The organism is Psychrobacter sp. YP14 (assembly GCF_003209315.1).
Classification (GTDB): domain Bacteria; phylum Pseudomonadota; class Gammaproteobacteria; order Pseudomonadales; family Moraxellaceae; genus Psychrobacter; species Psychrobacter raelei.
Genome location: NZ_CP029789.1, coordinates 1,437,442 through 1,456,890 on the forward strand (window position 1 = coordinate 1,437,442; position 19,449 = coordinate 1,456,890).

13 protein-coding genes are annotated in these 19,449 nt (G+C 43.0%); 5 read left to right on the forward strand and 8 right to left on the reverse strand.

The features are described from left to right. Positions 1 to 109 precede the first annotated feature (109 nt). A complete protein-coding gene (rhuM, locus tag DLE54_RS06005; RefSeq protein WP_110816586.1) occupies positions 110 to 1,114 on the reverse strand; it encodes a RhuM family protein in 1,005 nt (334 codons plus the stop codon). Between the two features lie 181 nt (positions 1,115 to 1,295). Further along, positions 1,296 to 2,432, reverse strand: coding sequence for a M14-type cytosolic carboxypeptidase (locus DLE54_RS06010; protein ID WP_110816587.1), 1,137 nt, complete (start codon positions 2,430 to 2,432; stop codon positions 1,296 to 1,298). Between the two features lie 241 nt (positions 2,433 to 2,673). Between DLE54_RS06010 and dnaE the strand changes: the two genes are divergently transcribed. The 4 genes from dnaE to DLE54_RS06030 all read left to right on the forward strand — a co-directional run bounded on the left by dnaE (position 2,674) and on the right by DLE54_RS06030 (position 10,624). Next, positions 2,674 to 6,285, forward strand: a complete 3,612-nt coding sequence (dnaE, locus tag DLE54_RS06015) for a DNA polymerase III subunit alpha (protein ID WP_110816588.1) — start codon at positions 2,674 to 2,676, stop codon at positions 6,283 to 6,285. Positions 6,286 to 7,217: 932 nt separating this feature from the next. Then, a complete protein-coding gene (locus DLE54_RS06020; RefSeq protein ID WP_110816589.1) occupies positions 7,218 to 7,925 on the forward strand; it encodes a hydrolase in 708 nt (235 codons plus the stop codon). 128 nt (positions 7,926 to 8,053) lie between these two features. Next, on the forward strand, positions 8,054 to 8,278 hold the full coding sequence (locus DLE54_RS06025) for a DUF1427 family protein (RefSeq protein WP_011960487.1): 225 nt from the start codon (positions 8,054 to 8,056) through the stop codon (positions 8,276 to 8,278). A 459-nt stretch (positions 8,279 to 8,737) separates the two neighbouring features. Continuing rightward, positions 8,738 to 10,624 carry an amidohydrolase gene (locus tag DLE54_RS06030; protein WP_110816590.1) on the forward strand — a complete coding sequence of 629 codons (1,887 nt, stop codon included), beginning with the start codon at positions 8,738 to 8,740 and terminating at the stop codon, positions 10,622 to 10,624. Between the two features lie 120 nt (positions 10,625 to 10,744). Here DLE54_RS06030 and DLE54_RS06035 read toward each other — a convergent pair whose 3' ends face one another. From DLE54_RS06035 to DLE54_RS06060, 6 genes are all read right to left on the reverse strand, one after another. Beyond that, on the reverse strand, positions 10,745 to 11,527 hold the full coding sequence (locus DLE54_RS06035; protein ID WP_110816591.1) for a DUF3726 domain-containing protein: 783 nt from the start codon (positions 11,525 to 11,527) through the stop codon (positions 10,745 to 10,747). After that, a complete protein-coding gene (locus DLE54_RS06040; RefSeq protein WP_110816592.1) occupies positions 11,524 to 13,254 on the reverse strand; it encodes a hypothetical protein in 1,731 nt (576 codons plus the stop codon). The genes DLE54_RS06035 and DLE54_RS06040 overlap by 4 nt, the downstream gene beginning before the upstream one ends. A 66-nt stretch (positions 13,255 to 13,320) precedes the next feature. Continuing rightward, positions 13,321 to 14,985, reverse strand: coding sequence for a BCCT family transporter (locus DLE54_RS06045; protein WP_110816593.1), 1,665 nt, complete (start codon positions 14,983 to 14,985; stop codon positions 13,321 to 13,323). A 272-nt stretch (positions 14,986 to 15,257) separates the two neighbouring features. Beyond that, a complete protein-coding gene (locus DLE54_RS06050; RefSeq protein WP_110816594.1) occupies positions 15,258 to 16,298 on the reverse strand; it encodes a membrane dipeptidase in 1,041 nt (346 codons plus the stop codon). An 84-nt stretch (positions 16,299 to 16,382) separates the two neighbouring features. Beyond that, complete coding sequence (locus DLE54_RS06055) at positions 16,383 to 17,837, reverse strand: aldehyde dehydrogenase family protein (RefSeq protein WP_011960492.1); 1,455 nt, start codon at positions 17,835 to 17,837, stop codon at positions 16,383 to 16,385. A gap of 130 nt (positions 17,838 to 17,967) precedes the next feature. Beyond that, the gene (locus DLE54_RS06060) at positions 17,968 to 18,360 is read right to left on the reverse strand and encodes a RidA family protein (protein ID WP_110816595.1); all 393 of its coding nucleotides are present in this window, start codon (positions 18,358 to 18,360) and stop codon (positions 17,968 to 17,970) included. A gap of 196 nt (positions 18,361 to 18,556) precedes the next feature. Here DLE54_RS06060 and DLE54_RS06065 point away from each other — a divergent pair, with 196 nt between their 5' ends. Beyond that, positions 18,557 to 19,438 (forward strand): LysR family transcriptional regulator, encoded by an 882-nt coding sequence (locus tag DLE54_RS06065; RefSeq protein WP_110816596.1) that lies wholly within the window; start codon positions 18,557 to 18,559, stop codon positions 19,436 to 19,438. The last annotated feature ends 11 nt before the right edge of the window (positions 19,439 to 19,449 follow it).

The following is a 19,449-nucleotide window of genomic DNA, read 5'->3' on the forward strand; positions in this document are numbered from 1 at the left end:
ATTTTGCTGTTATATCGGGCTTATTTTGCCGTTATATAAGTCATCAAATGCAAAAACCCTCGTATTGGGTTAAATACGAGGGTTGAATGGTGCTAAATAGTATAGAGTACTATACCGTATTTTCTAGCGACAACATATTCATAATCAGCTTAATGAGCGTCTCCTTTTGTTCAGGATCAGACTCTGCAACCAGCAAGGTCAGTGCAGCAAGCCCCGTATCATTAATGACCATTTCGCCTCGGCTATTCAACAAGCGCTGATTACGGTGCAAAAAGTCGACAAACATAAATGCGCCACTTCTCTTATTACCATCGGTAAATGGGTGGTTTTTTACCATAAAATATAGCAAATGCGCCGCTTTAGCCTCTATAGACGGATAAGCAGGCTCACCAAACACCGTTTGCTCTAAGTTACCTAGTAGACTTGCCAGCCCATCGCCACGAGGGCTAGCAAACAGCTCAGTCGCTTCACCTTTTGCTATCAATTGTGCTTTTAGCTCATTGAGTAGTGCCATCGCTTCGGTAGGCGTGGGTAACACACCACCCTCCTCAACGTCTGGTTCATCAAGCAAACCCTCATCGTAGCGCTGCAACCACAAAAAAGTTTGTGTATAGCGGCTAATGATTTCAACCAACCCTCTACCCTCATCTGTCTGCAAATCAGGGCTTTGAGCGGTTTTTTTGATTAATTCTAAAGCGTGTTGTAGCTCTTCAGCATTCTTTTCAAAGCGCTGTTTATCTATAACGTAGCCTTGTTGCAAATACTCTTTTAATCGATTGGTTGCCCAGATACGAAACTGTGTGCCACGCTTTGACTTAACCCGATACCCAACCGAAATAATCACATCGAGACTATAGTATTCAACTTGATATGTTTTACCATCATCAGCAGTTGTCGCAAATTTTGCGACAACTGCATCTTTATCCAATTCACCTTCTTTAAACACATTATTAATATGCTTACCGACTGTTTTTACATCTCTATCAAAAAGCTCAGCCATTTGTTGCCGATTAAGCCAAACACTGTCATCTTCAAACTGTACTTTGATATGCGCTTGCCCGTTATCTAATTGATATATTTCGATGCTTGAGCTGTCTTTATTATTAATTGTCATCATTAAATCCCTTTATACCTTAGATTTTTATACCTTTGTACATTACAGTGACTATCTCACAGTTAGCCAGATGAATACAGTCATAAGCCATGAGAATATAAAAAAACCTCCCAAACCCATATAATAAGTTTGGGAGGCTTTAGTAATATGGTCTAACGGTCTAACTGTTTAAAGCACTCAACTAACGCAGCTCATCTACCACAGCAAGCATAGCAACTAATGATGCTTCACCCAGTTTGATAGAACGCTCAGGCGACCAGCCGACCAACTCATCTGGGGAGTTGGCATTGTCTTTAAACGGCATCTCAAGCGTATTCGCTAAGCAATCAAAACGCTCAGCGACTGCATTGGTCGCTACCGTCATATTGGCTTCACCTGGTGCATCAATCTCATAACCATATTCAGTTTGGAAGTCAGCACTGGCAAGGGTCAATACCTCAGAGAATTTATCACGCAGATTTGCCAATCGCTCACTGTAGCTTGGCGTCCCTTGCGAGCCTGCTAAGAAGACGTAAGGCAATGCTTCATCGCCATGCACATCATAAAACAGGTCGACACCTGTCTTATCCATTCTGTTGAGTACATGGTACACCTCAGGGCTCTTCTCCAGACTTGGGCTCTCCCACTCACGGTTTAAATTTGTGCCTACTGCATTGGTACGCAAGTGTCCACGCACACTACCATCTGGGTTCATATTTGGCACGATATAGAAATTAGCCTTTTCGAGCAAACGTCTGCCAGTGGTATTGTCACTGTCTAACAAGCTATAAAGCAGACCTTCCATCAGCCACTCAGCCATGGTCTCACCCGGATGCTGGCGAGCGATAATCCATATGTTACGCTTCTCTTCTGAGCCATCCTCATCACTACTGACTTTGACCAAAGTTAACTCCCGTTTATCAAGGGTTTCACCCAGATGCTCTAGAGTGACCAATGGATGAGTCTGAACCGCTGCCAATAAGTCTTGATGACGCTCATAGCTATAGGGGGCAAAATAGGCAATTTGGATACTTTCACACTCAAGCTCAACATCAATGGTCAGTTTGCCCTCTTTATAAGACGTCGGTAAGCGGAACCAATATTGACGGTCATAAGAGGCGACGGCTTGATAACCCTCCCAACCTTCGACATACGAGGACTCGCCAGCATTGACAATATTGAGCACATACTGCTCACCGATGTCACCGGTCAGACGAAAATTAAACCACTGAAAAAACTCATCACCAACATCTGGACGAATAGCCAGTTCAATATTTTTAGGATTGTCGGCATTTAAAACCTCAATATTACCGGCATCGAAATTGGCAGAAATATGCATAATAGGGTCCTTGATTGGAGGGTATACAATAAATGGTCATCATAAAAACAGCAAAATCTGTTAGTAATATAAGAGTGTAACACTGCGCCTAGCTATGGCTCAATATGCTTAAAAATGCTATAGTTATCCTCTTGTTTATTGGTTTACTTGGTATAAACAAGCCACTTCTTTTGAGCGCTATACGCTATATAGCGTAGCTTCGCCACATCCTCTCTATTTTAATCAGTTAATCAGGTCATTTATGGCGTTTGTACATCTTGGTATTCACAGCGAATTTTCTATTACGGACTCTATTATCCGTATCAAACCTATGGTCAAGGCGGCCGCTGCTGATGGACAGATGGCACTGGCATTGACAGATTTATCGAATTTGTATGCCACTGTTAAATTCTATCGTGCCTGCCTAGATGCGGCGATAAAGCCCATTATTGGTGCTGAGATTATTCTTGATGATGAACATACTCGTTTAACCCTGCTTGCCATGAATAACGAGGGTTATCAAAGCATTACCCGTATTGTCTCGCTAGGCTTCACTGATGGCCGCATGAATCCTGATAACCGAGGAACACCTATTGTCAATAAAGCGCATTTGCTAGATAACAGCGCAGGGGTTATTGTACTATTCACCGAAAAGTCTGATGTGGGTCAAGCATTATTAGGCGCAAACCCAGAGCGTGGACATCAATTAATTAGCGAGTATCAAGCAGTATTTGGTGATCGCCTGTATTTTGCGATAAAGCGCACCAAACGGGCTTTGGAAGATACTTTTATTGAACAGGCCATATTGGCAGGTCAGCGTCATGGTATTGCCACAGTGGCCCATAATGACGTGCGCTTTTTGGAAGAAGAGGACTTTGATGCTCACGAAGCTCGAGTGTGTATTGCCTCCTCCCATGTATTGGCTGATCCCAATAGGCCACACGACTACTCAAGTGAACAGTATCTAAAGACTCAAGCCCAGATGACTGAGCTATTTTCCGATATCCCTCAGGTGGTTCAAAACACGGTCATTCTAGCGCAGCGCTGTAACGTTACTTTGACACTGGGCATAAACGTATTGCCTGAATTTCCAGTACCAGAAGGTGAGACCATTGAGTCTTTCTTCAGAGCTGAGTCGCAGCGCGGGCTGGAGGCACGTTTGGATAAGTTATATCCAGTAAGCGAGCGTGATGAGACGTGGCCTGAGATTCGCAGACCCTATGATGAGCGCTTAAACCATGAGCTTAATATTATCTTGGAGATGGGATTTCCGGGCTACTTCTTAATCGTTATGGACTTTATTCGCTGGGCCAAAGCCAATGGCGTACCTGTCGGCCCAGGGCGTGGTTCGGGCGCCGGCTCGTTAGTGGCCTACGCCTTGAACATCACCGACCTTGATCCGCTGCATTATGATCTGCTGTTTGAGCGCTTCTTAAACCCCGAGCGTGTGTCCATGCCTGACTTCGATATCGACTTTTGTATTGAAGGGCGTGACCGCGTCATTGAATACGTGGCCAGTCAGTATGGCCGTGAAGCGGTATCGCAGATTATCACCTTTGGTACCATGGCGGCTAAAGCTGTGGTGCGAGATGTGGCTCGTGTCCAAAGTAAATCTTATGGCTTGGCTGATAAAATCTCCAAGCTTATTCCAAAGACGCCCGGTATCTCTTTAAAAGACGCCCTACTCGAGGAGCCTCAGCTTAAGGATTTGCTGTCTAATCCGGACAACATGGACTATGAAGATGCCAATGAAATCTGGGAGATGGCTATTAAGCTTGAGGGCATCACTCGTAACGTCGGTAAGCATGCCGGTGGGGTACTAATCGCCCCGAACAAAATCACCGACTTTAGTGCGATTTATTGTGATGAAGAGGGTCACCGTGTCAGCCAGTACGATAAAGATGATGTTGAGGCCGTTGGTCTGGTTAAGTTCGACTTCTTAGGTCTACGCAACCTAACGGTTATCAATGCCGCTGTCAAAAACATCAACGAGCGCCGTGCCCGCGAAAACAAACCCGCTTTAGAGCTTGAAGACTTACCGCTTGATGATACAAATGCCTATAAGCTGCTACAAGACGCCAAAACCACAGCGGTATTCCAGCTAGAGAGCTCGGGGATGAAAAAATACCTGGCTAAGCTGCAACCGACCAACATCGAAGACGTTATCGCCATGTGTGCGTTGTATCGCCCCGGCCCATTAGACGCTGGCATGGTAGAGATGTATATTGACCGCAAACATGGGCGTGAAGAGGTGGTGTATGATCACCCAAACCTTGAACCCATTTTAGAAAACACCAATGGGGTTATTGTCTACCAAGAGCAGGTAATGCAAATCTCACAGGTCATGGCTGGCTATAGCTTAGGCGGCGCTGACATGCTGCGCCGTGCCATGGGTAAAAAGAAACCTGAAGAGATGGCCAAACAGCGTGACATTTTTGTGACCGGTGCCACAGCACAAGGTATTGACCCTGTCATCTCTGGCGGTGTGTTTGATTTGATGGAAAAATTCGCCGGTTACGGCTTTAACAAGTCGCACTCAGCCGCTTACGGGGTACTTGCCTATCAAACGGCTTATCTCAAATATTATTACCCAGCTGAGTTTATGGCAGCAGTCCTTACCTCAGATATGAACAACACCGATAACGTGGTGTTCTTCATTAACGATTGCCGTGAAAACTTCGATCTTAGCGTCGATAACCCCTCAGTAAATCGAAGTGAATGGCACTTTGTGGCCGATACTCCCACCAACATCATCTATGGTTTAGGTGCCATTAAAGGCGTCGGTGAAGGTGCGGTAGATTCTATCGTGCAAGCACGTCGTCAAGGGGGCAAGTTTACAGATCTTTATGATTTTTGCCGCCGAGTAGATATCAAAAAGGTAAACAAGCGCACCTTAGAGGCGTTAATTAAATCTGGCTGCTTTGATGACTTTGCCATTACCCAGCGCCCAGATTTAGCAGCAGATGAGCGCCATCAGATTCGCGGTGCGTTAATGGCACAGCTGCCAAGTGCAGTACAAGCGGCGGAACAAGAGCGTCAAAATAACGAAATGGGCATGATGGACTTATTCAGTGAAGTCGATAATGCCACCACCGCACCGCCACTGCCTACAGATAGCGGTCTGATTTGGGGAGACAAGCACCGTCTCAAAGCTGAAAAAGACACCCTAGGGCTTTATTTAACCGGTCATCCCCTAGATCAATACCGCAAAGAGGTGGCTGTTTATACCTCAAATGCCCGTTTAGATAGCTTGGCAGATACTGGCTATAACGGCAGTACTTTTTTTGCCGGTTTGATTATGGACATCGCAAACTTTGGTAACCGCTGCGTCATTACACTTGATGATGGCACAGCCCGTCTTGAGGTTAGCTGCTATGCTGAGCGTTTTAACCGCATTAAAGACAAGCTCAAGGTCGATGAGGTAATTGTTATCAAAGGCGGTATTCGAGACCGTGATGGCCGGTTATTCGCCCGTTTAGACAATGCTTATACCCTGCTTGAATGCCGTCAACGTTGGGTAAAAAAGATAAGTATCAAGATTCACAGCCAAAACACCTTGTTGCTTGACTCACTACAACCCTTACTAAAGCCTGCTCAGAGTCATCTCATTCCAAATCATCAAAGCCCCGCCTTCGATGAAGACAGTGATGACGGCAATTCAATGGAAGCTTACTATAACGGCAACTCGGATATGACAGCGGCTCCGGTAGCACAAAACGATGGCTGTATTCCTATCGCTCTAAACATTTATACCGACTTTGCCATTGCCAATGTCAGTTTAAATGACAACTGGCGTCTGTACCCCACAGATGACAATTTAATACAGCTGGGCACCTTAGTACCCCAGGACAACTTGTATTTCCATTACCAGTAGCCTTTAAACCAGTAACCTCTAACACGCCTAATATTTGGCGTTTTAATCGAAAGATGCTTAAGCTTTGTTTGAAAGCTTAAGTATTTTTTTGTGTGTCGAACAAATTTAAGCACCTCTTGTTCCTATTAAGTAAGACTCTCTCAAGTTATCACCAATCAGCTCTAAAAAGGTTGCAAAATAACCTATCATAAAGACGACTCAAATGAGCTGATCGAGATTAATCGTGCCACTTCTTCGTAATTTGCTGATTATATTTTGGGATTTTATTGGCAGATCAGTCAATTTAGACCTAGATTTGTTATCCAAATTGGCTTCTTAATAAATAAATTCGAGCTCTATTTACCGCATAAAATCTCGAAAATTAATTATTTTATACCTCATTTTTACTTAATTTAGTCTAATATTGGTTCATTAAATTATAAACAAACTAAATTTAAAATCTAAATAATACAAGATCACTATGTACTCACAAATAAAACCAATTTTTATTTAAAGCCATTAAAACTTCGATGTTTTAAAAGAAAATTATTTATTAAAACTAAATAAAATATTGGGGCATATTTTAATCTAAATGACAACCAATACCCAAAAAAATAGCCTAAAAATCACAAAAAACCCCTAAACATCTTCGGTAATTAAATCAAAAAAAATAGCCTGCAAACCCTTTTATAACAGTGTATAACAACTGTAACACGGGACTTGTCAGTATTTAATTCTACTAATATAATGACCCTCGACGGCACTTAGCACGCAGAGAAATACTGATTGTATAAATCCGTTATAAGACCTGCTTTTAGTTAAGCTATATTATTAAATAGAATACTAGCCTAACCCAGGATGCCCAGCCACGTTAATTGCTAAAGCATTTATCTAGCAGCTCTGTAATTAACTCATTTAAATTCTAATTAATCATATAAATAGGAATAAAAACTATGTCTACTTCATCTAAAGCATTATTAGAACTTTTAACGCCAGAAAATTGCCAAGTAATCTTTATTGACCAACAACCACAAATGGCATTTGGCGTACAGTCTATCGACCGTCAAACTCTTAAAAACAATGTTGTTGGTTTAGCCAAAGCTGCTAAAGTTTTCAATATTCCTACTACTATTACTACTGTTGAGACAGCCAGCTTCTCTGGTAACACCTTACCAGAACTATTAGAAGTGTTCTCAGATAACGATCTTCTTGAGCGTAGCTCAATGAACTCTTGGGATGACCAAAATGTTCGTGATGCTTTAGCCGAAAATGCTAAAAATGGCCGTAAGAAGATTGTTGTGTCAGGCCTATGGACTGAAGTATGTAACCTATCTTTCGCTCTTTCTTGCTTACAAGATACTGATTATGAAATCTATATGGTAGCTGACGCTTCTGGTGGTACTACTGTAGAAGCACATCAGTGGGCTATGGAGCGTATGCTTCAAGTAGGCGTTGTTCCTGTAACTTGGCAGCAAGTGCTTCTTGAGTGGCAACGTGACTGGGCTAACAAAGCAACTTATGATGCTGTAATGGACATCGTACGTGAGCACTCTGGTGCGTATGGTATGGGTGTTGACTATGCCTACACTATGGTTCATAAAGCGCCTGCGCGTGTTGCAGCTAAAGGTAGCATCGGTCCTAACCCTGCTCCAAAAAAATAATTAACGATTAAACGTTATCTTTATTTTTAAATAAAAAAGGGCGAACTTAGCTTGTGAACTAACTTAATCCTAGTTATATCGAGCTCAGTTAGTCCTTTTTTGCATTCACCCACCCGAGTATATCCCTCATGAAAATCTATTTAGCTTCTTTAATTGTCGGTATTGTTGTTGGTGTTATCTATAGTGTTGTCAATGTTCGCTCTCCTGCACCGCCTACTTGGGCATTGGTCGGGCTGTTGGGAATGCTGATTGGGGAGCAGCTCATTCCTTTTGTTAAGCAGCACGTATTTCACACGCCACCGTCTGCTGAGCAAGTAGTACAACAAGATAGCTCTCAAAATAATATGCAGTAATCTCTGCTTGCTATTCATAGCATACAGACAAGTAAATAAAGCCTAGTCTCTATGGCTCAATAACTTTTATTTTCTTATTTGTATTTGTGAGTTTAACCAAGCATTATTATAGATTATCTAAACTATTTGGGTTGTCTAAATTGCAAATCATAGGGATTAACCTTTAGTGCATGAAATGTCACATAGGTAATCTATGACTGTGCTCACATTAAGCGATATAAGATGTAGCGAGTCGTTTTGTAGATTACGAAAAAAATATTGTATGGCTTTAGTGTTGTTGTGTATTGAATAAATACTTAATAGTTGCGACTCACTGATATCTTATATACGATAATAAAGCGATGACGATAAGATCTAATAAGTAATCATCCATGGAAGTCGACAAGTCTGTGAAATTGCACTGTAATCAATCATACCTTGTTGAATAATGTTTTACTTCATTATAATTAGGATAATAATATGACAACTCCAGACATTATCTATCATAACGGGAAAATAACCACTTTAAATCGCTCACAGCCTACGGCAGAAGCGGTCGCTATTAAAGATGGTAAGTTTGTGGCCGTAGGTAGTGATTCAGAAATTCTTTCAATGGCAGGCAGCAATACTAAGTCGATTAACCTAAAAGGACGTAGTGTACTACCAGGCTTATTTGATAATCATACTCACGTCATCCGCGGTGGCCTCAATTACAACATGGAACTACGCTGGGATGGTGTACGCACGCTTGCAGATGCTATGGCGATGTTGAAGCAGCAAGTGGCAAATACCCCTTCTCCTCAGTGGGTACGTGTGGTTGGTGGCTTTACTGAAAATCAGTTTGCTGAAAAGCGCCTTCCTACCATTGATGAAATCAACGCCGTTGCTCCAGATACGCCCGTATTTATCTTACACCTATATGATCGCGCTTTACTGAATGCGGCTGCTTTACGTGCAGTAGGTTATACAAAAGAGACGCCAGAACCACCTGGTGGCGAGATTCAACGTGATGCCAATGGCAATCCAACAGGCCTACTGTTAGCCAAGCCAAATGCTTCAATTCTTTATGCTACTTTGGCCAAAGGTCCAAAGCTACCCTTTGAATACCAATTAAATTCTACGCGTCATTTTATGCGTGAGCTGAACCGCTTAGGTGTGACTGGTATTATTGATGCTGGTGGTGGCTCGCAGAACTATCCTGATGATTATGAAGTGGTTCAAAAGCTTCATGATGAAGGTCAGCTGACTGTTCGTATGGCCTACAACCTATTTACTCAAAAGCCAAAAGAAGAAAAAGAAGACTTCTTAAACTGGACGTCATCGGTCACTTATAAGCAAGGTGATGACTACTTCCGCCATAATGGCGCAGGTGAAATGCTGGTGTACTCAGCTGCTGACTTTGAAGATTTCCGTCAGCCACGTCCTGAAATGCCAGCTGATATGGAGCATGACCTTGAAGAAGTGATTCGTATTTTGGCTCAAAACAAATGGCCATGGCGCTTACATGCTACTTACGATGAGACCATTGAGCGTGCCCTTAATGTTTATGAAAAGGTGAACGAAGAGATTCCTTTTGAAGGTCTAAACTGGTTCTTTGACCATGCTGAAACCATCTCTCAAAGAAACATTGACCGTATTGCCGCTCTAGGTGGTGGTATTGCCGTACAGCACCGTATGGCTTATCAAGGTGAGTACTTCGCTGAGCGCTATGGCACAGCAGCCGCTTCTAACACCCCACCTATTAAGCAAATGCTAGACAGTGGTGTTAAAGTTTCTGCCGGTACTGATGCGACACGTGTTGCCTCTTATAACCCCTGGGTATCGCTATCTTGGTTGATCAGTGGTCAAACCGTTGGCGGTATGCAGCTTTATGATCAAGACAACCTATTAGACCGTGAAACAGCGCTACGTATGTGGACTGAAAAAGTCGCTTGGTTTACCAATGAAGAAGGCAAACGTGGTCGCATTGAAGAAGGTCATTTAGCAGACTTCATCGTACCAAACAAAGACTTTTTCGCCATTCCAGAAAATGAAATTCCTTATCTTACCTCAGATTTAACAGTCGTGGGCGGTAAGACGGTATATGGTGCGGGTGAATTCTCAGACTTCGACTCACCAATCCCCCCTGCTATGCCAGATTGGTCACCTGTCAATCAGTATGGCGGCTACGCTGCTTGGGGTGATCCTGAAGGGGCTGGCAAGAACTCTTTAGCGCCAAACAGTGCTGCCATGGCCGCCTCTTGTGGCTGCTCAAGCGCCTGTAACTTGCATGGCCATAATCATGCCAAGGCTTGGAAATCGAATGCACCTGTCTCTAACATGAAAGACTTCTTCGGTGCCTTTGGTTGCTCTTGCTGGGCTGTTTAAGCACTTTTAATAAACGCCTAGTTTGGTTTTTAATAACGAGAAGCCCGCTGATTAGCGGGCTTTTTTGTATTTTGAATTATAACTTGATGAGTATAGAGTAATAATAGCAGAGTATTCACATTATACGCCACCAGCACCTCTCATTGACTGCTCACTGTTCTTTACTAACATATGCTTAGCGGTTTCTTTCAAAATATCCCACTCTACGGAGTTAACTTTAATTCCAGTATCCCAAGATAATTGATGGCGCTTTAAGATCTCCTCTGAGCTTAGATAGTCCACGTGGTTTTTTCCATAGCGCTCTAAGACAAAATCATTATCAGCAAGCTCAATAATCATGTCTTGAGGCCCATCTATCTCATCGACCTGTTCATCAAAGAAGTAAAGTTCAGGATAAATATTACCTAAGTTTAATATGAACAAAGTATGTCTGGGTTCTGCTCCATTATCCCAGCGTGCCATACAAGCAATACCTTTTACAGCAAGCCTGACTAACTCCCCGTAAGCCAGCCAGCGATTATGGCAGTTTTTTAGCTCAATCTTAATATGATGGTGCTTATCATCTGCAAAATGCTCTAATGCATAGTCTAAAACTGCCGGTAGGTGATAAGCGATACTATTACCATGAAAATCAAACGTCAAAGTTAATGAAGACTTAGACTTCTCATCATTTTCATCTAATACCACTTCATCAACAATCTGATTATTGATAATATCTAATTCGACTTCTTGCTCATTGAACAGAAAATCACTGGCATTGTTAAATTGGCGAATACCTTCAAGCCCAGCCATCTGTAGCTCTGCCACCATGTTGGCAATGAGATCGGCCTCGCCATATTCATTACGCGTGCCCAAAAAAGCCTTTTGCACCAAGCTTATAATTTCATTATGCGAGACTATCATATTGCATCTCCTTGCTGTATTTCTGCTTCTGTCGGCAACAAAGGAAATAACCACTCTGCTTCATGAGCCTCTTCAAATAAAGGCGCGCCTTGGAATAAAGTAATGCGTACCCACCGATCTGAACGCGGATCAAATTTAGTCGCTCCAAATATAGATAATTTACAGCGCAGTAAATTCATAGGTAGTGCATCCTTATGTAGCACATTCATTTGAATATCACCCATTGGCTTGTTACCCATATTCCACACACGGCGAATAATACCGCGATACTTTGGATGCTTTAAGACAAACTCTGACAGCTTTTGCGACTCATCAGCCTGTTTCATCGCCAAATAAAGATTGCGTGCTTGCCTACCAATATCTAAAGGCAATTCTTTTTCAACACCTTCCTCTACACCTCTAACACCAAGCCTTGGCTCTTCTTTATCTTCAGAGCGATACCAAAACCAGTAAGCATTATTAGAATCAGTGAAGTCGGTATGAATTGCCCACTGATAACGAGCTTCCAAGATACGGATAATGTCGCTCACCTTTTTACCTAAAGGCACCTCCATGGTTTCATCAGCATTCATAAGTGACTCAAACGCATCTACTTTTTCAGGATACAGCTCCATTAAGCAGGCGATTAAGACCTCCTGCGCCTCATAGCTCATATATTGATAATGTTTGAGCAGCTCTCGCCAAGTGCATAAAGTTGATGCAGTCAACTCAACAGACTTAAGCAGCTCTTCAAGTTCTGATACTGCCGTTTGATTCTTTTGTTGCTGTCGCTCATTGATAGTAACAACTTGCTGTAGGTGTTTTACAGCTCGCTCAAGGTATTGTTTTAATGTGGCAAACTTGTTCGTTTCAATCTTGCCCTCTAATACAGTGGCTAATGCCTGCTCTCTGCTACTTAGCCACTGATCAACAATACAAGGGTGGTTAATGAGGTAAGGCGCCATACCCAAACCCGTTGCATTGCCCACACCTAGATAACGTTGTAGTTTAGGATGCAAACCAACTGCGGTCTCCCCGCCTCTATTCTTCGCTAAGAAATCCACCAAATCTAGGCTGAACTGGCGTAATAAATAGACGGCACACATCTGAGCACTAAATGACTGACCAAAGTCGATGGTTTTTTCTAATGGTTTAAAATCATGGATTCCAAATTTGCCATTGCCATAGACAGCAGTCGTTCTTAGAATATACCCCACTTGTGCTAGCACTTCAGGCTTTGGCTGATTGCCACTCGCTAAGCTGTCAACAATGTGCTCAAACACGCGCATACTCTTATTCGCCCGTGCCAGAACAATTACTTTATTTGAGTTACGTCCCGCCTCTTGCAGCGGCACATTTGCACGCAGCTGCTCAAGTAGCTCATCAGGCACCTCACCTAGGACGAGGCAAAAAGTCACATCCCACCGCTCTGCAATCACACGATCATTTCTCTCTTCATCTGCAATCTGATCACAGAAGACTACTAAGTGATAGACACCATTGTCAGTGGTTAAGCGATAGATGGCATGTCCATACCCATCACTTGATAAACACCAACTTTGTGTACTAAGCTGCCAGTTTTCTCGACTTATTTTTCTGAGCAGCGTTCGAACAAAGCTAATTCTGGTTTGATGCATGGCACCAAGTCTATCTGGATGCATAACATCACTTGGATCTCTCAGATTCAGTGGCTTGATGTCACATATCAAATCACTTGGTTTATCACTATTACTAATCGTCACATTCATATCCTTATCATCCTTAATACTACCGATTAAAAGCTACTGTATTTCCTTTACGATAATCTTGGGCCCTCATCTTTTAGCTATCACATCCGATTTAACAGCAGCTTGAACTATAGGCTGCCCAGTTAATAAACGATTGGGGCGATACAAGTCTTGATCTTTTGCCATTTGCTTCGCTATTTGAGGGCCATTCCATAGTGCTGGCAGCATAATAAAAGAGACAGGTACGGCAGTAATCACAATAAATGATTGTAGTGCTGTGACGCCGCCTGCGCCGATAGAAATGAGTGCAATTGCAGTGACCCCCATCATGACCCCCCAAAACGTGCGGATAATGGCATTTGGCTCTCGCTCACCACTAATCACCACACTGATGGTATAAGTCATAGAGTCACCTGTCGTCACAATGAAAATGGTCGTTAAAATTAAGAATAAGATCGAGGTAACCATAGGAAACGGTAACTGCTGAGTAATGGCTAATAAAGCCCCCGGCAAGTTAAACCCTTCAAATGCTGCGCTCACGCTACCTGGGTTCGCAATTTCAAACGCAAGCCCTGTTCCGCCAACAATAGTAAACCAAAAGCAGGTCACTAAAGGCGCTACAATACAAACTGTCGTGATTAGCTGGCGAATGGTGCGACCACGTGAAATACGAGCGATAAAGATGGCCATCATAGGACCATAACCTAAGAACCAGCCCCAGAAAAATACGGTCCACCAGCTCAACCATCCCTCATCACCTCGGAAGGTCGCCATAGGCAGAAAGTTATTAACCATACTACCCATACTTTGAATATAACCATTGACAATAAAATTACTTGGACCAAATACTAAGATAAAAAGCATCAATGCAAATGCTAAGATAACGTTAAAACGGCTAAGCAGCTGCATACCTCGAGCAAGGCCACTGATGGCTGATAAGGTATATAAAGCAATGGCGAACAAAATAATGATAAGCTGGGTGATGAAGGTATCTGGAATACCAAACAGTGTGTTTAGGGCATAACTGATTTGTAACCCTAAAAAGCCAATGGGACCAATTGTTCCTGCTGCTACAGCAATAATACAGCAGGCATCGATAATGGCACCTGTATGACCGGTTAAAACACGCTCTCCCAATACTGGATACAGAAAAGTACGCGGCTTTAATGGTAATCCTTTGTCGTAATGCAAGTGCATAATGACAATAGCAGATAAGCTACCCACAATCGCCCACGCTAAAAACCCCCAATGCATAAAAGATTGTGATAATGCATTGAAAGCTCTTTGCTGGATATCAGCCGTCTCTGCAAATATTGGCGGCGGCGTGACAAAATGTGCCATAGGCTCAGCTGCTGCCCAGAAAACACCGCCACCTGCCAGCAATGTACAAAATAAGATAGCCATCCATTTAAAGCTATCCATTTCAGGCTGTGCTAAGTTTCCTAAGATAACTCTGCCAGTGCGGCCCGCACCCACGGCTAAAGCAATTAAGAAAGTAGCTAGCAACAGTATCTGCCAAAAAGGACCAAAAAACTTCACTGACCAATTAAAGCCTATTTCAACTGCTTGAGCTAAATACTGCTGACTAAAAATAGCCATCAATACGAATATAATAATAAAACCACCGCTATACCATAGGGCTGGGTTTTTCAGGCCCAGCGCATCTTTCGACTCTAAATGAGGCTGCGGTGTTTTGTGTACGTTTGAGCTCATATTTGGCTCAGTGGCAGGTGTTATCTCTATATCAGTCATAATCGTATTTCCTTATACTAGATTGGTATTGTTTGTCAGATATGCATTCTTTAATAGCCACTCACCTAGGGCATCCGAGCCCAGTTAAGATCTATAACGGTGTGATATCAATCAAGATTCAATTGTCATTTAATAATTTAAAATAGCATCACCTAACCGGTAGTTTATTCCCTAAGGTATAAACTACTGCGGCCAATCAAACGCAAGTTTTGAATAAAACTGACTACAAAATAAGTGATGTGAAAAGCTAGAATGCCAGCATGAAGTATCTATTAAGCGATTACTTCAGAACGTTGACGGTCTTTTTGGTAACTGCTGTTAAGCTCTGGCATAGGTACAAGAGAGCGCTCTAAGAATTGATACCAATTACCGCCAATAATTTGCCCTGCCTCATTCTCGCTAAAGCCAGTTTTGAGTAGACCCTCATAGATATTACGCATACCATCCCTGCCAGCAAACCACGGCAGAGAGTCTGGCCAACCAGAATTATTGGCAGAGCCTTCGCCATAATCCATCTGCTTAGACCAGCGCCCATTACGCATCCATTCCAGCACAGATTGCGGCTGATTTAGGCACAAATCACTACCAATACCTAAGTGATCCACACCCACCATGTCTGCTGTCTTGGCGACCATCGCACAGAAGTCCTCTAAACGGCAATCACTGCCATTGGGCAAATGAAAAGGATATAAGCTAAAGCCTAATAGACCACCGCGCGAGGCTAACGCTTTAATGACTGTATCTGACTTATTACGTAGCGCATCATGAGCAAAGGTTGGATTAGCATGGCTGATACAGATAGGACGCTCAGACAAATCAATGGCCTCAAGCGTTGAGCGCTCTGCACTGTGCGACATATCGATAATCATACCAACACGGTTCATCTCCTCGATGACTTGCTTACCATAACGTGTAATACCCGAGTCATTGGCTTCATAACAGCCCGTTGCCAATAGACTTTGGTTGTTATACGTCAGCTGCATGATAAGTAGGCCTTGCTGGCGCATCACACTAACAAGGCCAATCTCATCTTCAATTGGAGAGCAGTTTTGTGCCCCAAATAAAATACCTACCTTACCCAGCCCTTTTGCTTTTTGAATATCTTGAGCACTGTATACCGGCATGATGACATCAGAGTTTTGCTCAAAGCGCTGATCCCACTCGGCAAAACGTGTTAGTGTTGCTCGGGCATCTTCATGGTAAACCAAGGTTGCATGTACCGCATGAATACCGCTGGCTTTTAGCATCAAAAAATAATCTCTGTCCCAATTGCTGTATTGCAGCCCATCTATAACTATCTGATTTTCAAACATGGTACTTCCTTGTATCCGACTTTAATAAATATCCCTTTCGCCTTTATGACTAAGCGCTTGAACATTATTTGGCACTTAAAACCATCAGTAAGCGCGCTGATAAGCAGTTTTAACAATGGTATAAAACTCTTTGGCGTATTGACCTTGCTCACGTGGACCAAAGCTTGATGATTTACGACCACCAAAAGGTACGTGATAGTCGGTACCCGCTGTGGCTAAGTTCACCATGACACAGCCTGCTTCAACTCGCTCTTTAAACAAGGCACTGTTGCGTAAGCTTTGAGTAATAATGCCGCCTGTTAAACCAAAGCGTGTCTCGTTAGTAATCGCTATCGCCTCTTCAATATCATCACTAATACGAATGACGGATGCTAATGGTGCGAAAACCTCTTCTTGGTTAATTTCCCAGTCGTTTTGTGTGCCGAGCAATAAGGTAGGTGCCATATAGTAGCCTTCATGTGGCATGTCTAAACGCTCGCCACCTAAAGCGATTTCAGCGCCTTGTTTTTTGGCTTTTTCAACCCAGTTAAGGTTAGAGGCCAGCTGCTTATCGTCCACAACAGGACCCATAAAGATACCTTCTTCTAGTGCATGACCAATCTTAAGCGTCTTCATACGCTGAGCTAATCTCTCAACATATTCATCATAAACACTGTCCATCACTAGCAAACGTGAAGAGGCGGTACATTTTTGCCCCGCACCTGAGAATGAACCGCCAATAGTCGCTTCAATAGCAATATCTAAATCGGCATCATTGGCAATCACTAAGGCGTTTTTACTGCCCATCTCTAACTGACAGCGTACAAAGTTTGGTGCAGTTGCTGCCGCTACTTTACGACCTGTTGGTACAGAGCCTGTAAAGCTCACCGCATCAATATCTGGTGAGTTAATAAGGGCATCACCGACGCTACCGCCACTACCTAACACAAGGTTAAAGGTCCCTGCTGGCAGGCCATGACGATGGATAATTTCTGTTAATGCCACAGCACTGGCAGGCGTTAAGTTAGCCGGCTTCCAAATCACACTGTTGCCAAAAGCCAAAGCAGGTGCAATTTTCCAAACCGCAGTCGCTGTTGGAAAGTTCCATGGTGAGATAATAGCAACCACACCCACCGCTTCGCGTGTTACTTCAATCTTAACGCCAGGGCGTACCGAATCAGCTAGATCACCCATTTGACGCAGCACTTCTGCCGCAAAATAATGAAAGAACTGACCTGAGCGATAAATCTCGCCACGCCCTTCAGCAAATGGCTTACCTTCTTCACGAGAAAGCAGACGACCTAACTCATCACAGCGAGCGATTAGCTCATCACCAATAGATTGTAAAATAGCTTGCTTACGCTCCATTGGCACACGCGCCCACTCAGGCTGAGCACGGCGAGCAGCAGCAATGGCTTCTTCTACATGAGATTCATCTGCTTGAGCATACTCACCAATGGTTTCACTGATATCTGATGGATTAATATTGGCAATAGTGTGCGTACCTGTACGCCATTCACCGTTGATATAAAGTGCATTATTAGTTGGTAGATTAGTCATAGTTGCATCCTTTGCAAAACATTCAATAAAATGAAATAAGTTAGTATTTAAAATAATTTATATGAGTCATGATTTCTTGCACGCATGTCTGTAATATCATGCGATGTTATATGGTGTATTGATCAGCTGTTTACTGTCCAACATTTGCATAAACCACCAGCTCTACTAGCATCTCTTCACGTGCCAGCCCAGCCACAACCACTGCGGCTCTATTGGGATAAGGCGCAGTAAAGTACTCTGCATAAATCTTATTAACCGTCGCAAGATACGCTCGATCTGTCACATAGATCAAAGCCTGTACCACTGAATCCATATCTTCACCAGCACAGGAAAGTGTATGCTTTAAGTTTTCCATTGTTTGACGGGCTTGAGCCTCAATACCACCTTCTACTACCACGCCATTTTCATCAATAGGGATTTGAGCGGTATATAAGGTGCCATTGCTGACCACTGCCCACTCTAACGGGGCTTTTGAGGCATAAAGATCGGTTTTCACCGCGGTTTTTTTGATAGATTGTGACATGGCTCCCTCCAAAATCAGTAAGAAGTTGGCAATCGAATCAGCCCATCCTAGAGCTATATTTTGATTGCCTTATTTGGTTAGCTGCTATATTAGGCAAATTCAAGTGATAAATCTAACAAATAATATCTTATATATGATAGATTTAATCTATCGCTAAAAATAGCAATCAAATATAAGCAACAAGGAGGTTGTCGTTATGAATATCAAGTTACAACAGCTGCGTCATTTTTTGTATGTGGTAGAAGAGGGTGGCTTTCGGGCAGCCGCTTCTCGTGCCAATCGCTCCCAAGCTACGTTGTCCTCTTCTATAAAAGCCTTAGAAAGTGAATTAGGACGAGCCTTATTTGAACCTGGTAACAACTCGATCTTAACACCCTTTGGCAAAGAGTGCGCACCCAAAATCGATCAGTTTATGCAGCTTTATCATCGCCTTGAAACCGACCTACAGTCTACTGCTTTAGGAAAATACGGTAAGATAAGAATAGCCACTGTTCCCTCTATAGCCACCAAACTGCTGCCTGACGTCTTAGCAGAATACTCCAGACGTTATCCTGATGTAGAGATAAGCTTGGTTGATGACAACTCGGTAGGTGTTTGCAACCGTTTGCTTGCTGGCGAGGTCGATATTGCGCTAGGTAATTTAGACACCACCCATGAGCAAGAGGTGACTTTTATGCCGTTACTTGCTGACCCTATTGGCGTGGTCTGTACCAAAAACCATCGACTTGCTCAGTTTAAAGAGGGCGTTGTCTGGCAAGAGCTGTTAGGCGAACCTTTTATTTATAATGGTACCTGTCAGTTACTCAGCCATACCCCTGCTTATGAGATAAATATCAAGCCTAGATATGAAGTGGGCAATATTACCTCCTTATTCTCATTGTTAAGAAATGAGCTCGGTGTGACGACCTTACCCAAGCTTGCCTTTCCAGAGTACGATAACCATTTGGTATGGATACCGCTTATTGACCCTATTGTAAAACGTCAGATAGGCATGTTTAGCATTGCTGGCAGAACATTACCACCGCAAGTACAGCTCTTTACTCAGCTTTGCTCCAGTTATATAAAAAGCTTAAATTGAGTGTAGACTCA